The 21,243-nt window shown below is 57.2% G+C and carries 18 protein-coding genes and 1 other RNA gene; 3 read left to right on the forward strand and 16 right to left on the reverse strand.

The features are described from left to right. Positions 1-7 precede the first annotated feature (7 nt). Positions 8-811, forward strand: coding sequence for a hypothetical protein (locus PQR53_RS15815; RefSeq protein ID WP_408455369.1), 804 nt, complete (start codon positions 8-10; stop codon positions 809-811). 354 nt (positions 812-1,165) lie between these two features. On the opposite strand, the gene PQR53_RS15820 is transcribed toward PQR53_RS15815, so the two are convergent. The 16 genes from PQR53_RS15820 to ompA all read right to left on the reverse strand — a co-directional run bounded on the left by PQR53_RS15820 (position 1,166) and on the right by ompA (position 17,241). Further along, a complete protein-coding gene (locus PQR53_RS15820; RefSeq protein ID WP_200660230.1) occupies positions 1,166-1,402 on the reverse strand; it encodes an Ogr/Delta-like zinc finger protein in 237 nt (78 codons plus the stop codon). A 121-nt stretch (positions 1,403-1,523) separates the two neighbouring features. Continuing rightward, positions 1,524-2,264, reverse strand: coding sequence for a hypothetical protein (locus PQR53_RS15825; protein ID WP_408455373.1), 741 nt, complete (start codon positions 2,262-2,264; stop codon positions 1,524-1,526). 74 nt (positions 2,265-2,338) lie between these two features. Beyond that, positions 2,339-2,530 carry a hypothetical protein gene (locus PQR53_RS15830; protein WP_408455376.1) on the reverse strand — a complete coding sequence of 64 codons (192 nt, stop codon included), beginning with the start codon at positions 2,528-2,530 and terminating at the stop codon, positions 2,339-2,341. A gap of 31 nt (positions 2,531-2,561) precedes the next feature. After that, positions 2,562-2,765, reverse strand: a complete 204-nt coding sequence (locus tag PQR53_RS15835; RefSeq protein ID WP_200660236.1) for a hypothetical protein — start codon at positions 2,763-2,765, stop codon at positions 2,562-2,564. Positions 2,766-3,075: 310 nt separating this feature from the next. After that, positions 3,076-3,522: a hypothetical protein gene (locus PQR53_RS15840; RefSeq protein WP_408455379.1), complete on the reverse strand. Its 447-nt coding sequence runs from the start codon at positions 3,520-3,522 to the stop codon at positions 3,076-3,078. A 109-nt stretch (positions 3,523-3,631) separates the two neighbouring features. Continuing rightward, positions 3,632-6,343: a DUF927 domain-containing protein gene (locus tag PQR53_RS15845; protein WP_408455382.1), complete on the reverse strand. Its 2,712-nt coding sequence runs from the start codon at positions 6,341-6,343 to the stop codon at positions 3,632-3,634. Between the two features lie 603 nt (positions 6,344-6,946). Then, on the reverse strand, positions 6,947-7,156 hold the full coding sequence (locus PQR53_RS15850; RefSeq protein ID WP_200660241.1) for a helix-turn-helix transcriptional regulator: 210 nt from the start codon (positions 7,154-7,156) through the stop codon (positions 6,947-6,949). 634 nt (positions 7,157-7,790) lie between these two features. Beyond that, complete coding sequence (locus PQR53_RS15855; RefSeq protein WP_408455384.1) at positions 7,791-8,897, reverse strand: hypothetical protein; 1,107 nt, start codon at positions 8,895-8,897, stop codon at positions 7,791-7,793. Positions 8,898-8,975: 78 nt separating this feature from the next. After that, positions 8,976-9,914 carry an AbiTii domain-containing protein gene (locus PQR53_RS15860; protein WP_408455387.1) on the reverse strand — a complete coding sequence of 313 codons (939 nt, stop codon included), beginning with the start codon at positions 9,912-9,914 and terminating at the stop codon, positions 8,976-8,978. 261 nt (positions 9,915-10,175) lie between these two features. Further along, a complete protein-coding gene (locus tag PQR53_RS15865; protein WP_408455636.1) occupies positions 10,176-12,581 on the reverse strand; it encodes an RNA-binding domain-containing protein in 2,406 nt (801 codons plus the stop codon). Next, positions 12,488-12,802 carry a hypothetical protein gene (locus PQR53_RS15870; protein WP_408455390.1) on the reverse strand — a complete coding sequence of 105 codons (315 nt, stop codon included), beginning with the start codon at positions 12,800-12,802 and terminating at the stop codon, positions 12,488-12,490. Before PQR53_RS15870 ends, PQR53_RS15865 begins: the two co-directional genes overlap by 94 nt. Positions 12,803-12,933: 131 nt before the next feature. Next, entirely contained in the window at positions 12,934-14,178 is a 1,245-nt protein-coding gene (locus PQR53_RS15875; RefSeq protein ID WP_408455393.1) for a tyrosine-type recombinase/integrase, read from the reverse strand. Between the two features lie 209 nt (positions 14,179-14,387). Continuing rightward, positions 14,388-14,757: a transfer-messenger RNA gene (gene ssrA, locus PQR53_RS15880) on the reverse strand. Between the two features lie 173 nt (positions 14,758-14,930). Then, positions 14,931-15,644 (reverse strand): HAD family hydrolase, encoded by a 714-nt coding sequence (locus PQR53_RS15885; protein ID WP_408455396.1) that lies wholly within the window; start codon positions 15,642-15,644, stop codon positions 14,931-14,933. 32 nt (positions 15,645-15,676) lie between these two features. Continuing rightward, positions 15,677-16,375, reverse strand: coding sequence for a bifunctional 2-polyprenyl-6-hydroxyphenol methylase/3-demethylubiquinol 3-O-methyltransferase UbiG (gene ubiG / locus PQR53_RS15890; protein WP_408455399.1), 699 nt, complete (start codon positions 16,373-16,375; stop codon positions 15,677-15,679). A 215-nt stretch (positions 16,376-16,590) separates the two neighbouring features. Beyond that, positions 16,591-17,241: an outer membrane protein OmpA gene (ompA, locus tag PQR53_RS15895; protein ID WP_408455402.1), complete on the reverse strand. Its 651-nt coding sequence runs from the start codon at positions 17,239-17,241 to the stop codon at positions 16,591-16,593. 487 nt (positions 17,242-17,728) lie between these two features. Here ompA and gyrA point away from each other — a divergent pair, with 487 nt between their 5' ends. Together gyrA and PQR53_RS15905 are read left to right on the forward strand one after the other, a co-directional pair. Beyond that, positions 17,729-20,365, forward strand: a complete 2,637-nt coding sequence (gene gyrA, locus PQR53_RS15900; protein WP_459251630.1) for a DNA gyrase subunit A — start codon at positions 17,729-17,731, stop codon at positions 20,363-20,365. Between the two features lie 123 nt (positions 20,366-20,488). Further along, positions 20,489-21,094 carry a DUF2059 domain-containing protein gene (locus PQR53_RS15905; RefSeq protein WP_179733584.1) on the forward strand — a complete coding sequence of 202 codons (606 nt, stop codon included), beginning with the start codon at positions 20,489-20,491 and terminating at the stop codon, positions 21,092-21,094. The last annotated feature ends 149 nt before the right edge of the window (positions 21,095-21,243 follow it).

The following is a 21,243-nucleotide window of genomic DNA, read 5'->3' on the forward strand; positions in this document are numbered from 1 at the left end:
TTTGATTGTGAATAAGTTTAAGACGTCATGCTGGTTTTACGCATCTATCCTGTTGCTTGCTCTGTCGGCAACCGTGCGGGCCCAGGTTCCCCTCAAAATTGTTCAAGTGACCAATGCTGTCAGTCTTGTCCCGGAACAGTTGTTTAATACAATGGATTTTTACGCACAAGCAGTCAGCCGTTCAATCAAGACGGCTCAACCATCGTCGACCAAAATCAAACTCCTTGCCAGCAAGTGGCGTAGCGCAACAATCGCGCGTTTCGAATATACCTACGCTGAACCCTCTGGTGCTAGCAATACGCGTATCTACAATGCTATTTCCGGTCAGGACCCTCAGGACATTCTGTATGAGCCCGGCAGCGCTCCGAATCGGCAATTCAACGACTTTTTACCAAGGAGCAATATAGAGAAAGCTGCCGCCAACATTGATGTTCCGGGTGGGCGTTTGGGCGCCAGCATAGATAAGCAGGCTCTTGATGCTGAACTCAAAGCTCTGAAGAATTTCGAAAACGATATCCTGGTTAACGGACTCCCGACCGGGGGGAAACTGGTGGGATACATTTCACAGGCGCCTTGCGATTCATGCGCAAACGTCCTCCGGCAACAGCTGCCGGCCACCGGGTATGCGCGAGAAATCGAGGTGTCTTATCTGCCGAACTCGAAAGCGGTGGGTATTTCGCAGACGGAGACCGACATTGCCAAGCGATTCAATACCCGGCGGCTGGTCTATAAAGACAACATCTTGAGTTTGCGGGCAGGGACCCTTGGAAGACTCGAGGCGCGCGGCGGGCAACTGGCCGGTTGTCTATGACAGACAGTAGTACGGCGATGTGTCTGGCAGCTATGCCGTAGAACGCGCGATACGTTGGCAACTTGCGGAGGGGACTTGTTGCCCGTCACGATGAGCGTCGCTGGTCTGCGGGTTTTCAATTGAAGCCGTTGTGCGAAGCAGACGGTAAAAACCCCGAGAGCCTTACGCTGTCGGGGTTCTCGGTGAAACAGTGTGCTGCCAATTGCAAGGTGTTCTGGTGGGGCGGCGGGAATCGAACACTCCCGCCGAGGCCCGTCAATAAAGGGTCGGGAGGTTAGCCTCCTGAGAGGTACCGTCAAAAGTACCGACACCTTCGTTTCCTGTAGCCCGATTTAGTGCAAGCCGACGTCCTGCTTACCCCGTTTGCGCACGATTCGACTGGCGGTGCGGTGACAGGGGAAGCTCGACTGCAGGATTTTCCAGGGCTGAGGGTACAACCGTGTACACGACCTCAAGGTGCGCGACGTAGATATGGCCGCAATCGTCGTTTTCGCAACGATACCGGATCTCCCGCAGCGTATCGGACAGTTTGCGGCTTGTTCGAGCACTGGCTCTCGTCGCGCAGATGGGACAGCAGATAGAAATTCGCATGACACTCCAGGTGTTGCCCGCCTCGCGATGAGGTCCACATCAGCAGAAGCGGGCAGGTAATGACGGGGTGGGGCTGGATTCAGGTCGCCGGCAGACTAGGCGGCGACCCTGTGAGGCCGACCTACGCTCGAACCATGCGCTTACGCACCGTCGCCAGGGCGTGCGTCAGTCCTTCGGTAAAGGTTCCGAGCGCCGGGGTAACAGGCAGATTTGATGCGTCGATCTTGCCTTGCATTACCTCCCGGATTTGCCACTTGACGACCGGCCCAAGGCGGTCGCTATTAGCAAGGGCTCCAAGATCGGGCGGAGCGAGTTGGTTACTTTCCTCTTGCGCGTCTGCTGACTCGAACATCTCGACTAGCAGGTTAAGTTCTTCCTTAATGATTTCGCGGCCACCTGCGGCGATGGCCCGGGCGATGACCTCGCCGCATTGATCGAGGGCCGAATAGGCGATGGCCGCAACCTGTGCGGTTTTGGCTTCGCGGTAGGCGTGTTCGTACTTCGCCGCAGCGTCATTTGCCGAAACAGTGGCCTCGACCAGTTGGAAATCGGCCTCGAGAAGCATTTCACCGTATTGGTCCAGCAGATCGTCGGCGTTACGCCTGGCTGCCAGCGCGGCTTTCGATTCGGACGTCATTGCCGCATTCGAGACACGCAGCGCCGTTTTCAATGCGTTTCTGGCATCTTCGGCAGCCTGCGTCTGTTCACCAATCCGCTTGCGTAGCGTGGCGCAGTTCGCCGCCGTTTCAGCGAGCGTCCGACCCGCGCCCGTTTCGTAGTCGTGCCGAGCGTGTTGCAGCGTTTCGACTGTGCGTGCAAAAGTCGAGTTGGCATCGTTGAGTTTTTGCTTGATATCCGACATGTTTGTTTTTCCTTTCTGAAAGTCGTTCACTTTGTGGAGTGGCCCGCTCCGGTGCTTCGTTTGTTGCCGTTGCACTAGCAATCGGTCTTGACCTCGCGATCGGTGTCCGTGGATTGCAATCCGGCCTGCGCATAGGGCACGCGGCCGTGCAGCCGGTGATGTTCGATGTTGTAAGCGCGCTGTGCGGCTTCCAGCTTTGCACTCGCGGTGGTGTATTCATCCTCGGCGACAGCGAGTGCATGTTTGAGGGTGATGACGGTTGTCATGTTGTTCTCCATTGGTAGTGGTAAAGAGCGGTCAGCGGACGCTGAGCCACCCAGACAGGCCCGCCCGGATCATCAGGCGGGCATAAAGCGTTTTCTGCTCTGACGGCAGGCGTTCGGCCAGTTCGCGAAGCGTCGCGCGAACCTTCCGCTCCTGCAGTCGCAAGATGACGATTTCCTGCTGTGCCGCAGCCAGTTCGCCAGCCGGCGGCGTATGAGTTGATGCGTGGGTGTTCATTTGCTGCCTCTCTATTTCGTTTCAGTGATATTCAATAAGTACTACTGAGCCTCATAGCGTTTCATGTCGCATCGTTTCCCTGTTCAGACAGCTACGATTGGATGTCTCCGGGTTCGCCGCGCGGCGATTGATGCGTCCCAGAAGAGCGACCAGCTACGAAGTGCGACTTCATTTCTGGTTTTTTGGGGAGTAACTGGAGTAACAGCAGTAACATCCTTAAAAATCAAGCGCTTGCCGTGTTACTCCCGCAGTAGTACTGGAGTAACAGCAGTAACAGGCAGGTGAGTGACGGCTTGCTGTTACTCCTCTGTTACTTCCCTGTTACTCCCCCTGAACCGATGTAGGTCGTTGATTCAATGGTTGTTACTCCTGTTACTGCTGTTACTTCCGATTTAAGGGCGCGCGACCCTTTACTTCCTTCGGGGCGATCGTGTGGCGGCCCGAAACAGGTCGTGCTTCCCGGCCTTCCTTCTGGATCGGGTTTTTGCGCTGACTGGCTAACTGACGTTGTGGCCATGGCGGTGGTGCCTGCTGTTCGGTCCTGTCTGCGCTGCGCACGCAGATGGCGAAGCCGCCTGGCTATCGCGTCACGACGCGGGCGGCCATCACGCAGACGTACAAGCCGCCCCAGTTCGTCCATCCATGCCTGCTTCGTCGCGTCGAGGATGCGTTCAGCCTGTTCGAGTTTTGCGCGCGCTTCGAAATACGCTTGCGCTGCGCCGATGAATGTCTGTTTGAGCTTGAAAGCGGTGGTCAAGATTTATCCGATTTTCAATTAGGACTACATATCTGATTTGGTAGTTATCCGCGACTCGGTGCTGAGGTCTTTTCAGCCTGCCTCCGGCGCAAGGCAGCAGGCAGGCTGGTTAGCCGTCTACATCCAGTTTTTCAGGGTCAATTGCGTAGAGCCGGGTCAACCGACCATCGGGCGCGCGGATCGGCACCGAACGCTGACCATTCTGCTTCCTCGCGATTGCGCCGGCTGCGTCGAGCGCAGACAGTGCGCGATTCAGGTCATAACCCTTGATGGCTTCCTTGATGCCTGCCGACGTGAACAGATACAGACGGTGGCCTCCCTCGATCCGCCAGTAACCGGCGCGATCGCGGATCGGCATGAGCGGCGCACCCGTCGCGTCGATATCGGAGAATCGGGCATCGCCGCATCGGTCGATGAAATCGGACACGGCACGCACAATGCCAACATGCTCAGCACTGCGTCCGTGCGTGCCGCGTTGACCCTGCCATGACCTGAACGCCCGTACAGCCGCTTGCGTCGGTTCGCCAGCTTTCCAGCCGACGATGCCGAACTCGAGCGCCAGTTCGCCAGCGAGCGCCGCAACGGCAAGTACGCGTGCCGCCCGGCGTTCCTGACCGTCCGGAGCGTCAAAGTGCGCGAGCAGACTTGCAAGTCGTTCGGATAAATCGACGCCCGCTGTGCGCTCGGCGGCCAGCTGGCGTGCGAACATCCTGCCCGCATGGCCGTAATGCTTTGCGGCAGCGTCACGCAGAGCGTCTGACAGGCGCGCACCCGAATCGACCCCACGCAGATCATCAAAGAGGCCGTAGCGACCAGACACGGGCATGTCGAGAATTCGCAAGCCTTGTCCGGCCTTTGCCTCGATCCCGCCCGACTCGATGCGCGCCGCAATCGTCGTTTCTCCCGTCGATAGCACGAATACGCGCCATTGAGCGGCCTTGCGCGCCTCGCCGTGTTTGTTCGCGCGGCTCTTGCCGGTACCGTTGGCAAGTGCATACGCGGCTTCGTAGAGGTCGCGCGGTGCGCACTCGCCGATTTCATCGAGCGCGAGCAGCGTGTCTGTGTGCATGGTGCCAGCGCCTTCCAGCCCGTTCGCCGTCGCACGCCATTGCCGGCGAAATGACTGACCGCCCCACACGGAGATGCCGGCCACAAGCGCCGTGGTCTTGCCAGTGCTCGAATCGCCGTAGATGTGCAGACCAGCGCCGTCGATGCATAGCGGTTCGAGAAGCACGCCTGCGAACGCCGCCGAAATCGCCAGCATCAGGAGGGGATTGCCCTCGGCCAATGCCGCAACGCCGTTTTTCCAGCCCGCAAGAGTGCCGGCCATGCCGTAGGGCGCTGTGCGGCCTGCAGCCTGAAACCACACGTCGTCTGCGCCGATCACTTCGTCTGGCAATACGAATGCGCCGTCGTGCCAGCCGGTCAATGTCGCCGCACGCATATGGCGCTTCGGATGCTGGCTCGCGATGTAGCGCAGCACTTCACGCTTTTTGTGTTGCGAGATTTCGACACCGCCCGACAGCACAATACCCAGCGCTTCGGCTCCGTCGCCGGCAAGCATTTCGGCTGGCATTGCCCACTTTTTCCAGATGCCTCGTCGCGACACGTAGCGCAGCAGGAAGCCGTAGTTTTCATCCTCACGGTTCGAAGTCGTCGCATCGACGTACAGGGGCGAACAGATCCACTCGTCCACCATGACCGGCTCCTGGTCGTCACGCTGCTTGAAGTTGTGATGCCATACACCCGGCTTGCGCTTCACACCGTCAACTTCCTGCCAGTCACCATAGACGCTCCAGCATGGCCGTTGCTCCATGTTCGGCCACACGTGAGGCAAGGCCGCGTCGATCAGCTCCTTGACGGCCATCAGGCCGTCTCTCTGGTGCAGGTCGTTCAGGTCCATGCCGGCAGGCGGCACGACGAGCGTGCCACCGACAGCGTGCGCCGCGTCAGTCGCCGCCTTGAGGCCAGGATTGCTGCCGTTGGCTTTGGCATCGTTATCGACTGCAAACACCAGTACCGCTTTAGGGTGCTGCTCACGTAGCGCACTGGCGACACGGCGCAGATTGCCAGCGTCGAATGCGACTGCCACGGCATAGCTGGTTGCTTCGAACGCAGAGGCACCTGTTGCGTACCCCTCGGCTATCACGATGCGCGTGTAGTCGTCGCCGATCAGGCAGAACGAACCCGCTTTCGATCCACCACTCAGAAAGCGCTTTTCGCCATCGGCAGCGATGAATTCGAGTGAAGTGAGGTCACCGCTCGCGGCGCGTAGCGGGACCATCAGTGCGCCGTCGCAAGCCATGCCGCCGATGCGCAGGTTGCCGCGATACAGACGCAGGCCGTGGGCACGCACTGTCTTGCCTTGCAGGTACGGATGATCGTCGGAAGCTGCGGCTGCGCTCTCCCATAGCGTGGATGCACGATCAGCGGCTCGTATGCGCTGTTGTGCCTCGTCGACCTGCGCGCGGGCGTCCTGTTCGGCGCGCTCGCGCTGCTCCTTCGCGCGGCGTGTCCTTTCGACCGTCGTTGGCGTTGCGACATGGTGCCGTTTCGGGTCGAAGCCGTGGCTCTTCGCAATCTCGTAGAGGCTGCCGATGCGGATGCCGCCCGATGCCTTGAGCGAGCGCCACGTATCGCGTGCGGCGGCTTCGTCGTATCGGTCTGTCGTGCGACTCCATGCGTCGAACAGCGCAAATCCGTCCTCGCCGAATTCGTGCTTGAGTGCCGCGGCGATTTTCCACCAGGTGTCGCGCGGTACGTCGGCGGGAATTGCCGATAGGGCGAGCGCTGCTCTTTCCCGTTCTGTGTGAGCTGTCATCGTTCGCCCTCACACGCTTAAGCGCGAGTGCTCTACGCGCTCGGCGACGGCCAGTAGCGCGGCGGCGGATACGTCGAGTGCGGCCGTATCAGTCGGAGCAAGCACAGCAGCGCGTAGCGCGTTGCGGACGATTGAAAGCAGTTCAACGGAAAGGGGCGATTGCTCGGGACGAGCAGAGATAGGGTGCATCAGGCAGCCTCCACGGACGGATTTGGTGACCCGGCGTCCCATCGCCAAATGGGGTGGCCGGGCACAAGGCAGGGTTGGCGAACCGGTGTCCGTGGGAACCGGCGTGCGCGAACGCACCCCCACCAAGGCCCGACCATTGAAGGCGGTACAAAGTGTACGGACGTAAAAAAACCGCGCGGTGGCGGTCGTCCGCCACGAACTATTCAGGTCGCCAAACCCGGTCGCTGTTGTTTCAGCGACGGCCTGAGTATAGACCGACAGGTAGCCCTCTGCAACGTGCGGCAGGGACAAGCACGCGTTTGGCTGCGCTGGTTTATGGGTGATACGATGGCAGTTCTTCACGTCAGATGTATTTCGAATGAACTCTGGGCCGCGCGTTGTGTGCGGCTTTTTTTCGTCTGTGCGACTCGCGTTTTACGCGGTCCCTTGCTGCGCGATCCATGCGCGGACTTCCTCTGCGCGCCATGCGGAGATTCCTGCCGACAGCTTGACCGGTTGCGGAAATGCACCGGCCTTGCAGCGCCGCCATAACGTCGTCGCCGAAAACGGCACGAACTTCAATACCTGCGGTTGACGCAGGAACCCGGTTTCCGGGATCGACAGCGATTCTTTGGTCTCGCGCATCTGTGATTTCCTTTCTGAAATTCGAAGCAATTTCATGCGTTGGCATGTGGCGCCATCTTGCCGTCGAATGGTTTGTTATCAAATCGTAAGTATTTGTACTCAGACTGAGCACAAGAGGATGACGAGCGGAAACTTCCTGCAGGGAGCAAGGAACAACCGCATTCAATGGAATTTGCTTAACGTTGAACAACGGGGAGCAGCACGCCGACCTGTGCTGGAGCGAACGGAGCGCTCAGTCGGATAAGAGGACCGGCGGAGTAGGTGACTCACCCAGTGTGCAGACGACGGTCAGGATCAAGGCGTCCACGTCGATGGACACAGACTCGTCCGCGGCGTTGGCACGGACGGCCACGTTACCCTCTGAAACGCAGTCCCCACCCCGCCTGCGGGCTTCGCTTGGGTCAATGGATTTGATGCAAGGTGCGATTCGCCCCGCAACCCCTACTGTGAGACGTTCGGACGATGTTTTGCGGTCGCAAACTGATGCAGTTTGATGCACCCACGACGCGTTTTGACGGAATAGATTTCGCCTATGTCGGGTGACCGCCGTCGACCAATAGCCGACCTTTGGAGTGTCCAAACTAGAGTCGCCGTGAGACTGCCGATCGCTACTACAGGACGAAGAATGGACCAATCAGGCAATGTTAACTTCGTCGACAACAGGGAGCCAAGCCTGGAATTCGACACCGGTGGAAACCCGCCGAAACCCAAGAGGCGTGACCATGAGCAGCGCGTCTTCGGCGTTTCCTGCGTTGGGTGTCGGATCCCACAGTCCGTGTTCTTCTACCTCAGCGACGACGGCAGCGAACTGGTCTGTGCTTTCGAAGCCGACTATCAAAACTTCAAAACCTGTTGCAGCGATTTCCGTCAGGAGCGCCGGTTGAACATCCATTCCGGGGCCGACGTAAGCCGCCACCATTCGCCCGCCCAGACGGTCGTTAATCCGTTTCTGCCGCTCGTAGGAGGCATCAACTTGTGGGCCGGCCGCATCGCTGGAGATCGAGAACATCCCCTTGTCGGTCAATTCGATCTTCCAAGGCATAGGCGGGTTAGCACTGAACCTACCCACAATGGTACGGGCGGGACGAAAAGACTCTGCCGTTGCCTGCTGAAAGGCTTGGAGGAGCTCGAAAAAGAACAGTGCGGTCTGTAAGGCGGCCAGCAACTCTGCGTTGGACACGAGTATTGGCTCACCGCCGTTTCTTCGCCGCAACCGCAGCCCGTCGGGGACCAGTATGTAGTCCGCATGCGCCATTGCATTTCGAATGTCATCCCGGAAAGTGATCTCTAGCAGGTGTGCGAGGCCGGTCATCCCGGTTGCAGTGGCGACTTGCGCCAGGCGCCGAAACATCGAGTTCGCGTTGGGTCCGATCACGGCTCGAGGCACCTGGCGAACTCGGACAAGGTCTTGAAATGGCCAGAGGTTATAGGCTTTCAACTGGGCGACCTGCATGACATTCAGCAGGCCCTCGTAGACGCCACCAGCCTCTGCAAGCTGCGCGTAGAGGCAGAGCACTTGGCGAAGCTCGGCCTGCGTCAGTGGTGCACCCTTCGATCCGAGCGTCTTCAGTTCGCGGAAGACCTCGTAGGCTGTGGCGACCGTACTCCAGCCAGCATCCTGCATCCCACGGAACTCACCGAACACCGCTGCAGCAGTGTCGATCTCATTGATCTTGCTCGCATAGGCGAACAGGTAGGTGAGCTGGATGTTTAGCGCTTGAACGTAGGCGTGAGGGTCCAATTTGTGGCGTCCAATGGCAGATTGTCGCGTGATCGCATACGGACCTCTAATATTTCTGCCTAAAAGAGGTCTGAAGGCTCACGCACTAGTTTGCCCGACGTGCAGAATTTCCCCTAAAAAAAGATAGGTATTCAAGAACAGTGAGCGGGCTTCTTCGGCACTGACGTCTTTGTGCACTCCCGACGAGACGCGATCAAACAAATTTGCCAAATTTTGCCTGAGGCGCTGTTTTCGGGATTGGCTATTCGTCTTGCCGTGAATGTACGCATTAATCCGATTCTGATGCTTGGAAGCATCAAGTTTCAACACATTTCCGCCGATCTCTATCGTATCGTCTGTCGGCGGGAAGATTGAGTCAGCGAATGATTCAATGATGCGTCTACACGTAGATAGTGCTTGCGATACAGCCTCTGCGTCCCCAGCGGAGAGACGATCCATCACAGCCGGAATCTTTTCCAGCAAATCGCCGCAATGCTGAGCAATGAGCGTGTCGACGTCTCGCTGATAGCGCTCAAAAATAGACTCCGTGAGACTGTCGAATTCCTTTGCGTAGTAGACCTCGCTCACAAAGCCGTGCAGCAACCCCAAAACACGACTTTTTATTCCGCTGACAGTCTGAATTAGATTGGCAGACGACGTCATCGCGTTGGTTACGTTGGTGATGGCAATATTCGCGTAGTCGCCGCCTATGTCCGGTGTCCGCATTGACGCCAACTTAGCCTTTTCAGCTGCGATCTTCGCTTCTTGTTGCGCCAGCGGCCCCCAAAACCCCTTCTTCTCTTCAAAGTTCGTCCAACGGCCGGTCTGCCCCATATACTTGATCGAAACTGCCTCGGCGCTGTTATAGCCGATCATCTCAAGCTTCAACCACGCACGAATCTCATCCGAGCCGACCCATCGCGCTAACCGAGACGCTTTCAGGATTAGCCGTTCAGCGTCGGCGCGTCCCAGCTCGATATCGTCAAGCAATTCGCGGGCAAGCTCAAGAATATGTTGTGATCGACTTTGGTCTGTCATGCGGATTGATGAGTCTGGATAGGAATGCTGATTTTAAACTGACTTTCCGCTTCGGTCCCGCGAGATGGGTGACACGGTTCGAAGATCGTCTGAGGAATCTTGCTGACAGCTCCGAAGCGTGTCTTGGGTACCGTCAAGAATAATGTCCTTTATACGTAAAGGATTCGCGCATGACGGTGCGAGCAGGAGCAAGTCAGCACGGTCGAAGCCATGCAATCCGTGCAATCGTCCCACAAGCACCGCGACCTTGCATCGCTGAACTCAGCCTTCGTATATTGAGACTCGTTCTTCCAATTCGTTGGCCAGAGCCTCAAGTTCATCAATGAGTGTGCGGTCCGTCGAATCCAGCGCGCCCAATATTCGAATCATGGAGTGAAACTTTGTTAGCTGCACTCTCAGTAACCTAGCAGAACTATCGGCCGTCGTCTCTCGCCGTTCAACTGCTGTCCACCATGCATGAAGGCGCCCAGCACCGAGCCGGATTATTCGAGGGGTTCGAACAAAGCTGTCAAAGCAAAGAACGACTGCGAGCCAGACCTCGATATATTGATTGGGATCAGGTGTTAATCTATCGGTGATTTCGACGTATGCCGTCAAAAACTCCTTTCGCAACTGCTTCAGTTCAAGGAAGTTCTTCGAAGCCCGAGTGCGTTTAAAAACGTCGTCGATTTCTCTTCCTCCGGCCGCATAACGGTCAGCGGCGTTTTGTAGACTTCCGGAGCGAATCTCTAGTACCGCGAGCTGTTTATAGGCCTCCGCTCGCGCCAGAAGAATTTCCGACGAAGGAATCGCGTCGCTTTTGAAGGAGGTTATCAGGAGCAGTCCAGTCCAGTCTCCTAGTGCTGACTTCGCGTCAACCCACGAGGGTAACAATTCGGGACGCTTGCATCGGAGTTCGTCAGCCTTTCGGAGGCATATTTCGCTCGACTTAAAATCAGGGTTAGGGATCAACTGATATGCACGTCCCAGCAGGCACTTAATGTCGCCTTCGTCCTTATATTTGTGGTCAAGTAGCAATGCGATCTCGAGGGCATCACCGAATTCGCCTCTTCCCCATAATGTCGTGACGCGTCTTATTTCGGAGCCAAGCTCTGATCGGATGCGTAACGTTGAGTTACGAGCGCGCGCGCAGTCGGCTTCTATTTTCTTGTGATCACGCACTTTCCCTCGCAGTATCTCCTTCATCATTCTGATACTGCCTGGTATTGTAATGCGAGCTCCTCCAGGTAAATTTGCTTCTGTATGCGCAATAAGGTGATATTTCCGGAGCTCCGCAAAATCATCGCGAACCTGCTGAATTGTTCGCGAGAGTATTTCACTCAATTCTGCGAGCGTGCTATCCGACAACATGCAAAGAGCGAACAAAACATTTCGTGTCGAGTCCGGTAGCTGGTCAAGTTCTCTATCGAACGCAAATCGCCGAACATCTTCGCCGTCTGCCCCTTTCCACTTGGTTAGGGCCTGATCGAATCCCTCGCCTAAGGATACGAGTCGAAGGACGGAAGAGGCAAAGGTCGGTGATCCTTCAGTGACGGTGTGAAACCGAGCCATTTGCTTTGAGCCCGACTCCAATACCTTGGGTAGTTCGAGTGCCGAGCGAGTGACTTCAACGAAGTCAGAAAAGTCTTCGAGTTCAAGGCCCTTAACTCTGAGGACCTGTCCCGGTGCTGCACCTAGGTCGAGTCTTGCTGTCAACAGGGCTCGAGATCCCACGGGAGATTTACCCGCGGTGCGACCAAAAACAGTTATCAACGTGTGAAACAGATCTTGCTGTACGTCTGCCTCTAGGGAATCAATGTCGTCGACGACTACCAGTGAAGGTAGGATTTGAAGGGCATTTATGGCGGTATCCATAAGCGCCTCGCGTCCTAGTTCCAAGGACGCCTCTTCATCGTTTGCACTTAGCTCCAGGCTAATTTCGCGAAGCAGGTCGTCGACGCCAGTAAAATCGACTCGACTCGAAGGAACGAATTTTCCATTGATGGCAGTATAAAACTGACGCTTGGCACTTAACCAGATTATCCGCTGAAAGCCGAATGGCGCTGCGAGCGCGACTTGGTCGCAAAATTCTCGCGCCAAAGCCGTTTTGCCTACGCCGCCAATTCCAGCCAAAAGCTTTACTGAATTAAATTTATCGAGAAACCACTTCCAAAGAGCTGTGAGATATTCCTCGCGACCAATAAATTCTATGAATCCCGGATCTCGGTCGCCGACGTTTGAAAAGAGAACAGGGGATGACTGACGGGATGCCGCATTCGAGATGACCCTTCGACCGGGCGTGAATAGAAATGCATAATGATCGGACTGCTCGGCGCGAATGCATTGATCCGCAAACCGGAAATAAATATCCCCTTTGGAATATGGTTTCTTTGAACTTTTCTTAAGTGGTGCATCCTTCAAAAATTGTGCTGGTACATGTCCGTCCGCTCGTTGCGGAACAAATAGCAAGCCAATTTCTTTCTGTGCACCGTTGCTTTGAATTTTAAATTTCTTAAAGCAGCATTCAATTTGCTGCCCTGTTGCAGAATGAAATCTTTTGTTTATCTCGTCGCAATCTAAATTCACATCCAACCCTACAACTTCTTTCGGTGAATTTTTGACTCCTCCGACAATATATCCGCCGAATGAGTTAAAAAAAGCTGCAACGTCCTTGACGACTTCGGCCAGGGCTCCATTGTATTCAGCGAGTTCTTCTTCCGTAGGTTGCGGCCTACCGGCAGTGCGGGGAATTCGAGTTTATAGTCCCACAACTGCCGTTCATAGGAAATCGGAACCCCCTCTGGAACAAGAGCTGCAACAACATCATCGTCAAGTTGGCCATTCTTGATGTATGTGTACAGCTTCGCTTTATGTGCGAAAACCCCTTCATTCTCCAACGTCGATGCCATTTTTTGTTTTCCCCTAGCACTCTGTTCGCAAGCCGTTCGAGCTATCAACTGATCCCACACATCATATACGAGCGACCGCATCAGCTGCGTCCGTACTTGGAATGCACGTATAACGCTAATCGGGTGGGGGGTTACGCTGATTGCTCCATGGAAACGGCAGCTTCACCTGTCGCCAACTGGTCGCAGTAGTCCGCCCATCGCTGCATCATTTCAGTTCGTTCATCGAGCCATTGTGTTCGGTTGTATGCGCGGCCATGGACGTCCTTGACGGCGTGCGCAAGCTGATGATCTACGTACTCGGCCGGAATACGGAGGCGTTCTACTGCCAGTGTTCTGACCGAGGCGCGAAAACCGTGTCCCGTCATCTCATCTTTGGCATATCCCATACGCCGTAGAGCCGACAAAATGCCGTTGTCGCTCATAGGTCGAGTGCGGGTACGTGGGGAAGGGAAGAGATAGCCTTCGGGACCAGTTTGGGTATGCAGGTCTCGCAGAATCATTACAGCCTGTCGCGATAGCGGCACGATGTGCGCACTACCAAGCTGTTTCTCAGCTTTGGGTCGTTTCATCCGATCTGACGGTATTTCCCATCGTGCTGCGTCTAGGTCGAATTCTTGCCACCGCGCCATGCGGAGTTCACCGGGGCGCTGGAATACCAATGGCGCCAGACTCAAGGCCGCGCGGGTGATGGAAGAACCGCTGTAGTTAGCGATAGCGCGCAGGAGCCCGCCAAATTCCTTTGGTTCGGTGATCGCGGCATGGTGCTGGACCTGGGGCGATTTGAGCGCTCCGCGGCTGAAATTTTCGGTCGGGTCCCGTTCGGCACGCCCAGTTTCGATGGCGTACCTGAATACCTGTGAGCAGTCGCTCTTGGCGCGGTGGGCCGTTTCGATCGCACCTCGGTCCTCTATTCGTCGTAGCACGGCCAGGACTTCTGGCGCCGTGATCGCGGTGATGGGCTGGTTGCCTATAAACGGGAAAACGTCCCGCTCCAAGCGTCGCAGGATACGGTCGCCGTGACTCTCAACCCATGAGTCACGTTGTCGCTCAAACCATTCCCGAGCGATGTCTTCGAATGTATTAAGCGCGGCCAGCCGAGATACAACTTTGTCGCGCTTTCTCTCCGCCATAGGGTCAAGACCAGATGCCAGAAGGGCGTAAGCGTGTCTGTGAGCAACCCGGGCGGCTTCGAGCGTTATAGATGGATATGTCCCTAAAGCCATTGTCTTGCGGATGCCGCAGAACCGGTAGTCCCAGCGCCAATATCTGCCCCCGTCTGGCTTGACGAGCAGGTATAAGCCGCCACCGTCAGCGATCTTATATGCCTTCTCCTTCGGCGCGGCTTTTTTGCATTGAAGTGCTTTGATTTTGTACATATTTATACCGTTTTTGACGGTACTTTTTTATGGGATTAGGTCAATTTTATCAAGTACCGTCACAGGTACCGTCAAATGTGACGGTACTTGGTGCAATTCCATGGCATGACATGAAATGGTTTCTGCAAAGAAAAAACCCGCGAGAGCTAGGCTGCACGCGGGTTTCGGGACGGCTTGAACTTGCTTGAAACTACTTGAAACAGGTGTTCTGGTGGAGGCGGCGGGAATCGAACCCGCGTCCAGAAGCACTCTACGACCAGTTCTACATGTTTAGTTCTGTCATTTGATTTAACCGGCGTGACGCGGACGAACACGCTGCACGACGGCGATTCACTAGATTTTCGACCCGGATGTCGTGACACCACCAAGGCTTAACTGACGTATATGACCTCTGTCGGTATTGCTACCGGTCTTGCGACTCTAGCCCGTCAGTGAACTAGGCAGAGGACGGCGGCCCTTAGGCTGCCAGTGCGAACGTATCGTCGTTTGCAGTTACGTTTTTCCCATTGATTAACGAGGTGACGGGTCCTCGACATGCCCTAGCCGCTTCGCAACCCCTGTCGAAACCAGGTCGCCCCCGCGGTTCGTTGCCCAATACTTATGGGCCAAGCGTAGATTTTACAATAGTTTGACGGCCGCGTCCTGACTGATTGGCTTGTTATCTTGGTGCGTACGGGCATAGGCGCATGCACGGCAACACGGCGGGGCGCCCCCATGCGTTGCCTACGCTCGGTCTGCCATCTGGTGCGCGCTCAGCCTATATCGCGCAGCAACTTCTGCAATTCAGCAGGCGAATGCACGACATGCTGCGCGTGCCATTGCGTCGGCGGAATATCGTTGCCGCAATAACCGTAGGCGGCCGCAATGGTCTTCATACCGGCCGCGAAACCCGCCTGCACGTCGCGCAGGTCGTCACCGACATAGACGATATGCTCCGGCACCACATCCAGTTCACGGGCTGCGTGCAACAACGGTGCGGGGTGTGGCTTCGAATGCGGCGTTGTGTCGCCGCTCACCACACAGCCCGCGCGCTCTTCAAGTCCGAGTTGCGCGACCAGCGGTTCGGTGAGCCGGGCCACCTTGTTCGTCACGATGCCCCAGCGCACGCCCCGCGCGTCGAGATCGTCGAGCAATTCGGCGATGCCGGGAAACAGCGTGGTCTCGATGCACAAGTCTGCTTCGTAGTTGGCGAGAAACTCCTCGCGCATCGACGCGAACTCGTGATCCTCAGGGCCGATGCCGAAGGCGCCGCCGATCAGTCCGCGCGCGCCCGCTGACGCAAGCGGCCGCAGGTCTTCGAGCGGCACCATCTCGAGGCTCCGATCGTGGCGCATCTTATTGACGGCAGCGGCCAGGTCGGGCGCGGTGTCGGCCAGCGTACCGTCGAGGTCGAACAGGACAGCCTGGCAAAGACCGAGTGCGTCGTCATTGTCTTCGCGTTGGGGCAGGGGCGTGGGATCGCTCATTGATTGAATTGAGTCGGGGCTGGTCGGGCGGATCAGACGTCGCGGCGGCAAGCGAGCATGTAGTTCACGCTCGTGTCGGCGGACAGCGCGAAATGCTTGCTGAGCGGGTTGTAAACGATACCTTTGATGTCGGCCGTGCGCAGGCCGGCGGCGCGCACGAAGCTCGCCAATTCCGACGGACGGATGAAGCGCGCGTAGTCATGCGTACCCTTGGGCAGCATGCGCGCGATATATTCAGCGCCGATCACTGCGAACAGATACGACTTCACATTGCGGTTAAGTGTTGAGAAGAACACCCAGCCGCCCGGCTTCACCAGCGTCTTGCATGCCTCGACAATGGCGCCCGGTTGGGGCACGTGCTCAAGCATTTCCATGCACGTGACGACGTCATAAGTGCCGGGTTCGCGAGCGGCAAGTGCTTCAGCAGCGATTTCTTCGTAATTAACGGTTACACCGCTTTCAAGGCTGTGAAGATCCGCCACGCCAAGTGCCTGGCTGGATAGGTCGATCCCCTTCACATGCGCGCCCAATCCTGCCATTGACTCCGACAGGATCCCGCCGCCGCAGCCGATATCCAGAACCGTCTTGCCGGCAAGCGGCGCGTGCGTGTTGATCCAGTTCAGGCGAATCGGATTGAGTTCATGCAGCGGTTTGAATTCGGCATTTGGGTCCCACCACCGGTGTGCGAGGTCGCTGAATTTCTGCAGTTCGTGGGGATCGGCGTTGGTCATAGCGGAAGCTGCCTCGATGAGAGCGTTGAGCGGGCGCTCGAGGATAAACCCTGAGTATATAGGCCAAGGGAAGAGGCGGCAAAAATGCCGCTCGAGGCCCGAGGTCCTATTGCTGCGATCGGGCGCAGTTGGCGGAGAAAACGAGCAGGCCGCCCGAGCAGGGCATAAAAAAAGCCCCGCCGAAGCGGGGCTTTGATACTGCGGTAACTTGTAGCTTACTGCTTCGAAGTACCGACAACTTCGACTTCCACGCGACGATCCGGTGCGAGGCAGGCGATGAGTTGCTTGCGGTTCTTCTGGTTGCAACCGGTCGTGACCGGGTTGCGCTTGCCCTTGCCTTCCGTATAGATACGGTTGGATTCGATACCCTTGCTGACCAGGTATGCCTTGACAGCTTGAGCACGGCGCAGCGACAGACGGTCGTTGTACTTGTCCGAACCGATGCGGTCCGTGTAACCCGTTGCGACGACGACTTCCAGATTCAGCGCGCCGATCTTCGATGCCAGATCGTCCAGCTTTTCCTTGCCGGCCGGCTTCAGGATAGCCTTGTCGAAGTCGAACAGCGTGTCAGCTTGATACGTAATCTTTTGGCTGGTGATTGCCGGTGCAGGCGGTGCAACCGGAGCCGGCGGGGTCGGAGCCTGAGCAACCAGGGCGCCATCGCACTTTGCGTTGGCCGTTGCCGGCGTCCAGAATGCATCGCGCCAGCAAAGTTCGTTCGTGCCGTTCATCCACACGTATTCGCCGGTACCATTCACCCAGTTGTCGTTCGTAGCTTGTCGCGACGCCGGCACCGACTGTGCCATGGCGGATGCAGCCATAACTGCGGTAGCTGCAATGAACGCGAGCTTTGAAAGTTTATTCATATTTCTCCTCTCGAAATTGAGATTACCGCAGGTTTACTGCGAGCCTGTTGACGAAGACAAGTCATACATTGCTCGAAGTATAACATCGGTGTAGAACAAAAAATGTGCTGTGTAGACTTCGAGCAGTGTCTAACTCTTTGTGCGTTGGCATTTTGCCATATCGTTCCCTTCCAACGATAAAAAAATCTGCCCCGGATCAAATCGCCCTCCGATTGTGGTGCATCCGCAACAGAAGCAATCCGCTGAAGGCGCCGCCAGTCATGGCTGAGCGGCGGATTGCCCCACGCACGAATCGAGCCTGCCCCGGCTCGATAGTGGGGCGTCCAGGCGCCGTCACCGGTTGCCTGCTAATAGGTATACGTACCCCGGTCGGGGGCGGATGCGCGGCATGTTAGAATCGCGTGATGCGTTGCGCCTGCAATGCTTACGCGAAGACGCGGCGAAGTGAGGTCATTGCCGCCGTCTTGGCACGTAAAAGATACGGATAATGGATCAATTCGCCAAAGAGACTCTGCCAATCTCCCTAGAGGAGGAAATGCGCCGTTCGTATCTCGATTACGCGATGAGCGTGATCGTGGGGCGTGCGCTTCCCGATGTTCGCGATGGCCTGAAGCCGGTACACCGGCGCGTGCTGTACGCGATGCACGAACTGAACAACGACTGGAACCGGGCTTACAAGAAGTCGGCGCGTATTGTCGGCGACGTTATCGGTAAATATCACCCGCACGGCGACACGGCTGTTTACGACACCATCGTCCGGATGGCGCAGAATTTTTCGCTACGCTACATGCTGGTCGACGGTCAGGGTAACTTCGGTTCGGTCGACGGCGACAACGCCGCGGCGATGCGCTACACCGAAATCCGCATGGCAAAGATCGGCCACGAGCTGCTGGCCGACATCGACAAGGAAACGGTCGACTTCACGCCGAACTACGACGGCAGTGAAAACGAGCCGGCCATCCTGCCGGCGCGTATTCCCAATCTGCTGATCAATGGCTCGTCCGGTATCGCGGTCGGTATGGCGACGAACATCCCGCCGCACAACCTCAACGAGGTTGTCGACGCATGTCAGCATCTGCTGAAAAACCCGGAAGCCACAATCGACGAACTGATCGAGATCATTCCGGCGCCTGACTTCCCGACCGCCGGCATCATCTACGGCGTGGCCGGCGTACGCGACGGCTATCGCACGGGCCGCGGCCGCGTGGTGATGCGCGCGCTTACGCACTTCGAGGAAATCGACCGCGGTCAGCGCATGTCGATCATCGTCGACGAGTTGCCGTACCAGGTGAACAAGCGCTCGCTTCTGGAGCGCATCGCCGAGCTGGTCAACGAGAAGAAGCTCGAAGGCATTTCGGACATCCGCGACGAATCCGACAAGAGCGGTATGCGGGTCGTGATCGAGCTGAAGCGCGGCGAAGTGCCGGAAGTCGTTCTCAACAATCTGTATAAGGCGACCCAGCTTCAGGACACCTTCGGCATGAACATGGTCGCGCTGGTCGACGGCCAGCCGAAGCTGCTGAATCTGAAGGAAATGCTGTCGTGCTTCCTGTCGCATCGCCGGGAAGTGCTGACGCGGCGCACTGTATACGAACTGCGCAAGGCGCGCGAACGCGGTCACGTGCTCGAAGGCCTGGCGGTCGCGCTCGCCAACATCGACGAGTTCATCTCGATCATCAAGGCTGCGCCGACTCCGCCGATCGCCAAGCAGGAATTGATGGCGCGTCCGTGGGATTCGTCGCTGGTGCGTGAGATGTTGTCGCGCGCGGAGACGGAAAACGCGTCGGCCGGTGGTCGTGAGGCTTACCGTCCCGAGGGTTTGAATCCGTCCTTCGGCATGCAGTCTGATGGGCTCTACCGCTTGTCCGACACCCAGGCTCAGGAAATCTTGCAGATGCGTTTGCAACGCCTGACGGGTCTGGAGCAGGACAAGATCATCGGCGAGTATCGCGACGTGATGTCGCAAATTGCCGACCTGCTGGACATTCTGGCTCGGCCGGAACGCATTACGGCGATCATCGTCGACGAACTGACGTCGATCAAGTCGGAATTCGGTGACGCGCGCCGCTCGAAGATCGAGCTGAACGCCACCGAACTGAACACCGAAGACCTGATCACGCCGCAAGAGATGGTCGTGACCATGTCACATGCCGGTTATGTGAAGTCGCAGCCGCTGTCTGAATATAGTGCGCAGAAGCGGGGTGGTCGCGGCAAACAGGCCACCGCGATGAAAGAGGACGACTGGATCGACACGCTGTTCATCGCGAACACGCACGATCACATTCTGTGCTTCTCGAATCGTGGTCGCGTCTACAGCGTGAAGGTCTACGAAGTGCCGCAAGGTTCGCGGAACTCACGGGGCCGTCCGATCGTAAATATCTTCCCGCTGCAGGACGGCGAGAAGATTACGGTTGTCTTGCCGGTAAAGGAATTCTCGGCTGACAAATTCGTCTTTATGGGCACCGCGTTAGGAACCGTAAAAAAGACGCCGTTGGAAGCATTCGGCCGCGTGTTGCGCAAGGGTATTATTGCGGTCGGTCTGGATGACGGCGATTACCTGATCGGCGCCGCCATTACAGACGGCCAGCATGACGTGATGCTGTTCTCCGATTCCGGCAAGGCAGTGCGTTTCGACGAGAATGACGTCCGTCCGATGGGGCGTGAGGCACGTGGCGTGCGCGGCATGCAACTGGAAGACGGCCAGAGCGTGATCGCGTTGCTGGTGGCCGGCGACGAACAGCAGTCGGTGCTCACCGCAACCGAAAACGGCTACGGCAAGCGCACGCCGATCACCGAGTACACGCGCCATGGGCGCGGCACGAAGGGGATGATCGCAATCCAGACGTCGGAGCGTAACGGCAAGGTCGTCGCCGCCACGCTGGTCGATCAGGAAGCGCAGATCATGCTGATCACCAATACGGGCGTGCTGATTCGTACGCGCGTATCGGAAATCCGCGAAATGGGGCGCGCAACCCAAGGTGTTACACTCATCAGCCTTGACGAAGGGACCAAGCTTTCAGGTCTGCAACAGGTTGCTGAGGCGGAAGCGGACGTAGATGTGGAAGGCGACACCGAAGGTCCTGCCGAAGGCGACAACGGCGGTGAAGACGGTGGTGCGGCCTGATTCACGTCGGCAGCTTTCAGTCTCAGTTAGTGGTTGAAAGCTGCGCAGGGAACAATGGCGTGTCGGGCCGATACGCATCTCGCGCAGCTCGCAGTTCAAGTTAATTTCTCTTAGGGAGTAATGATGCAAAAACGATTCAAACAACTGATGTTGCTGGCTGCCCTGGTGCCGACCTTCGCTATGGCTCAAGCGCTTCAGAGCCAAGCCCCGGCGGCGGCTCCGGCTGCTGCCGCGGCACCGGTTGATCCGGCCAAGCAGGCTGCAATCAAGGACCTGCTGGATGCAATCGACGCACAGAAGCTCGTCGGTGCAATCGGTAACAGCGCGCAAATGCAAGCGAAGCAGCTGGTTCCGGCCATCCTGTCGGATGCCTTGAGCGAAAACAAGACGATGACGGACAAGCAGAAGCAGGCTTCCGTCCCCACGTTGCAAAAGAACTCGGTACCGAAGCTGGTTGACGGCGCGGGCCAGGTGTTCGCAACGGACAGCTTCCGCCAGGACGCAATGCAAGCTCAGTACGACGCTTACGCGAAGTACTACAGCACATCGGAAATCAAGGATCTGACCGCGTTCTACAAGAGCCCGACCGGCCGCAAGTTCATCCAGGTCCAGGACCAGGTTGGCCGCGACGTCGTGAACGGCTTGATGCAAAAGTACATGCCGCAATCGATCAAGGCAACGCGTGACCAGGCTGACAAGGAAGTCGCTTCGGTCAAGCCGGCTAAGTAAGTTTTGACGAAGCGAGTGGGCTCATAGGCCTGCTCGCTCGCTGAGCCGCTTATTGGGCTGAAAAGGTCGAAAGGCTGCGCTGACATCGCCCTGGCCGCTGCTCGGCAAGCTATACGGTATGCGGGGTTTGGCGGGTTAGCGGCGACAAT

It is taken from the genome of Paraburkholderia fungorum (genome assembly GCF_046027605.1).
GTDB classification, from domain to species: domain Bacteria; phylum Pseudomonadota; class Gammaproteobacteria; order Burkholderiales; family Burkholderiaceae; genus Paraburkholderia; species Paraburkholderia fungorum_F.

Coding starts and splice junctions, on each gene's coding strand:
- PQR53_RS15820 (WP_200660230.1), bottom strand. CDS start 1,402: ATGCGAATTTCTATCTGCTGTCCCATCTGCGCGACGAGAGCCAGTGCT.
- PQR53_RS15825 (WP_408455373.1), bottom strand. CDS start 2,264: ATGTCGGATATCAAGCAAAAACTCAACGATGCCAACTCGACTTTTGCA.
- PQR53_RS15830 (WP_408455376.1), bottom strand. CDS start 2,530: ATGACAACCGTCATCACCCTCAAACATGCACTCGCTGTCGCCGAGGAT.
- PQR53_RS15835 (WP_200660236.1), bottom strand. CDS start 2,765: ATGAACACCCACGCATCAACTCATACGCCGCCGGCTGGCGAACTGGCT.
- PQR53_RS15845 (WP_408455382.1), bottom strand. CDS start 6,343: ATGACAGCTCACACAGAACGGGAAAGAGCAGCGCTCGCCCTATCGGCA.
- PQR53_RS15850 (WP_200660241.1), bottom strand. CDS start 7,156: ATGCGCGAGACCAAAGAATCGCTGTCGATCCCGGAAACCGGGTTCCTG.
- PQR53_RS15860 (WP_408455387.1), bottom strand. CDS start 9,914: ATGACAGACCAAAGTCGATCACAACATATTCTTGAGCTTGCCCGCGAA.
- PQR53_RS15870 (WP_408455390.1), bottom strand. CDS start 12,802: ATGGCATCGACGTTGGAGAATGAAGGGGTTTTCGCACATAAAGCGAAG.
- PQR53_RS15875 (WP_408455393.1), bottom strand. CDS start 14,178: ATGTACAAAATCAAAGCACTTCAATGCAAAAAAGCCGCGCCGAAGGAG.
- PQR53_RS15885 (WP_408455396.1), bottom strand. CDS start 15,644: ATGAGCGATCCCACGCCCCTGCCCCAACGCGAAGACAATGACGACGCA.
- ubiG (WP_408455399.1), bottom strand. CDS start 16,375: ATGACCAACGCCGATCCCCACGAACTGCAGAAATTCAGCGACCTCGCA.
- ompA (WP_408455402.1), bottom strand. CDS start 17,241: ATGAATAAACTTTCAAAGCTCGCGTTCATTGCAGCTACCGCAGTTATG.
- gyrA (WP_459251630.1), top strand. CDS start 17,729: ATGGATCAATTCGCCAAAGAGACTCTGCCAATCTCCCTAGAGGAGGAA.
- PQR53_RS15905 (WP_179733584.1), top strand. CDS start 20,489: ATGCAAAAACGATTCAAACAACTGATGTTGCTGGCTGCCCTGGTGCCG.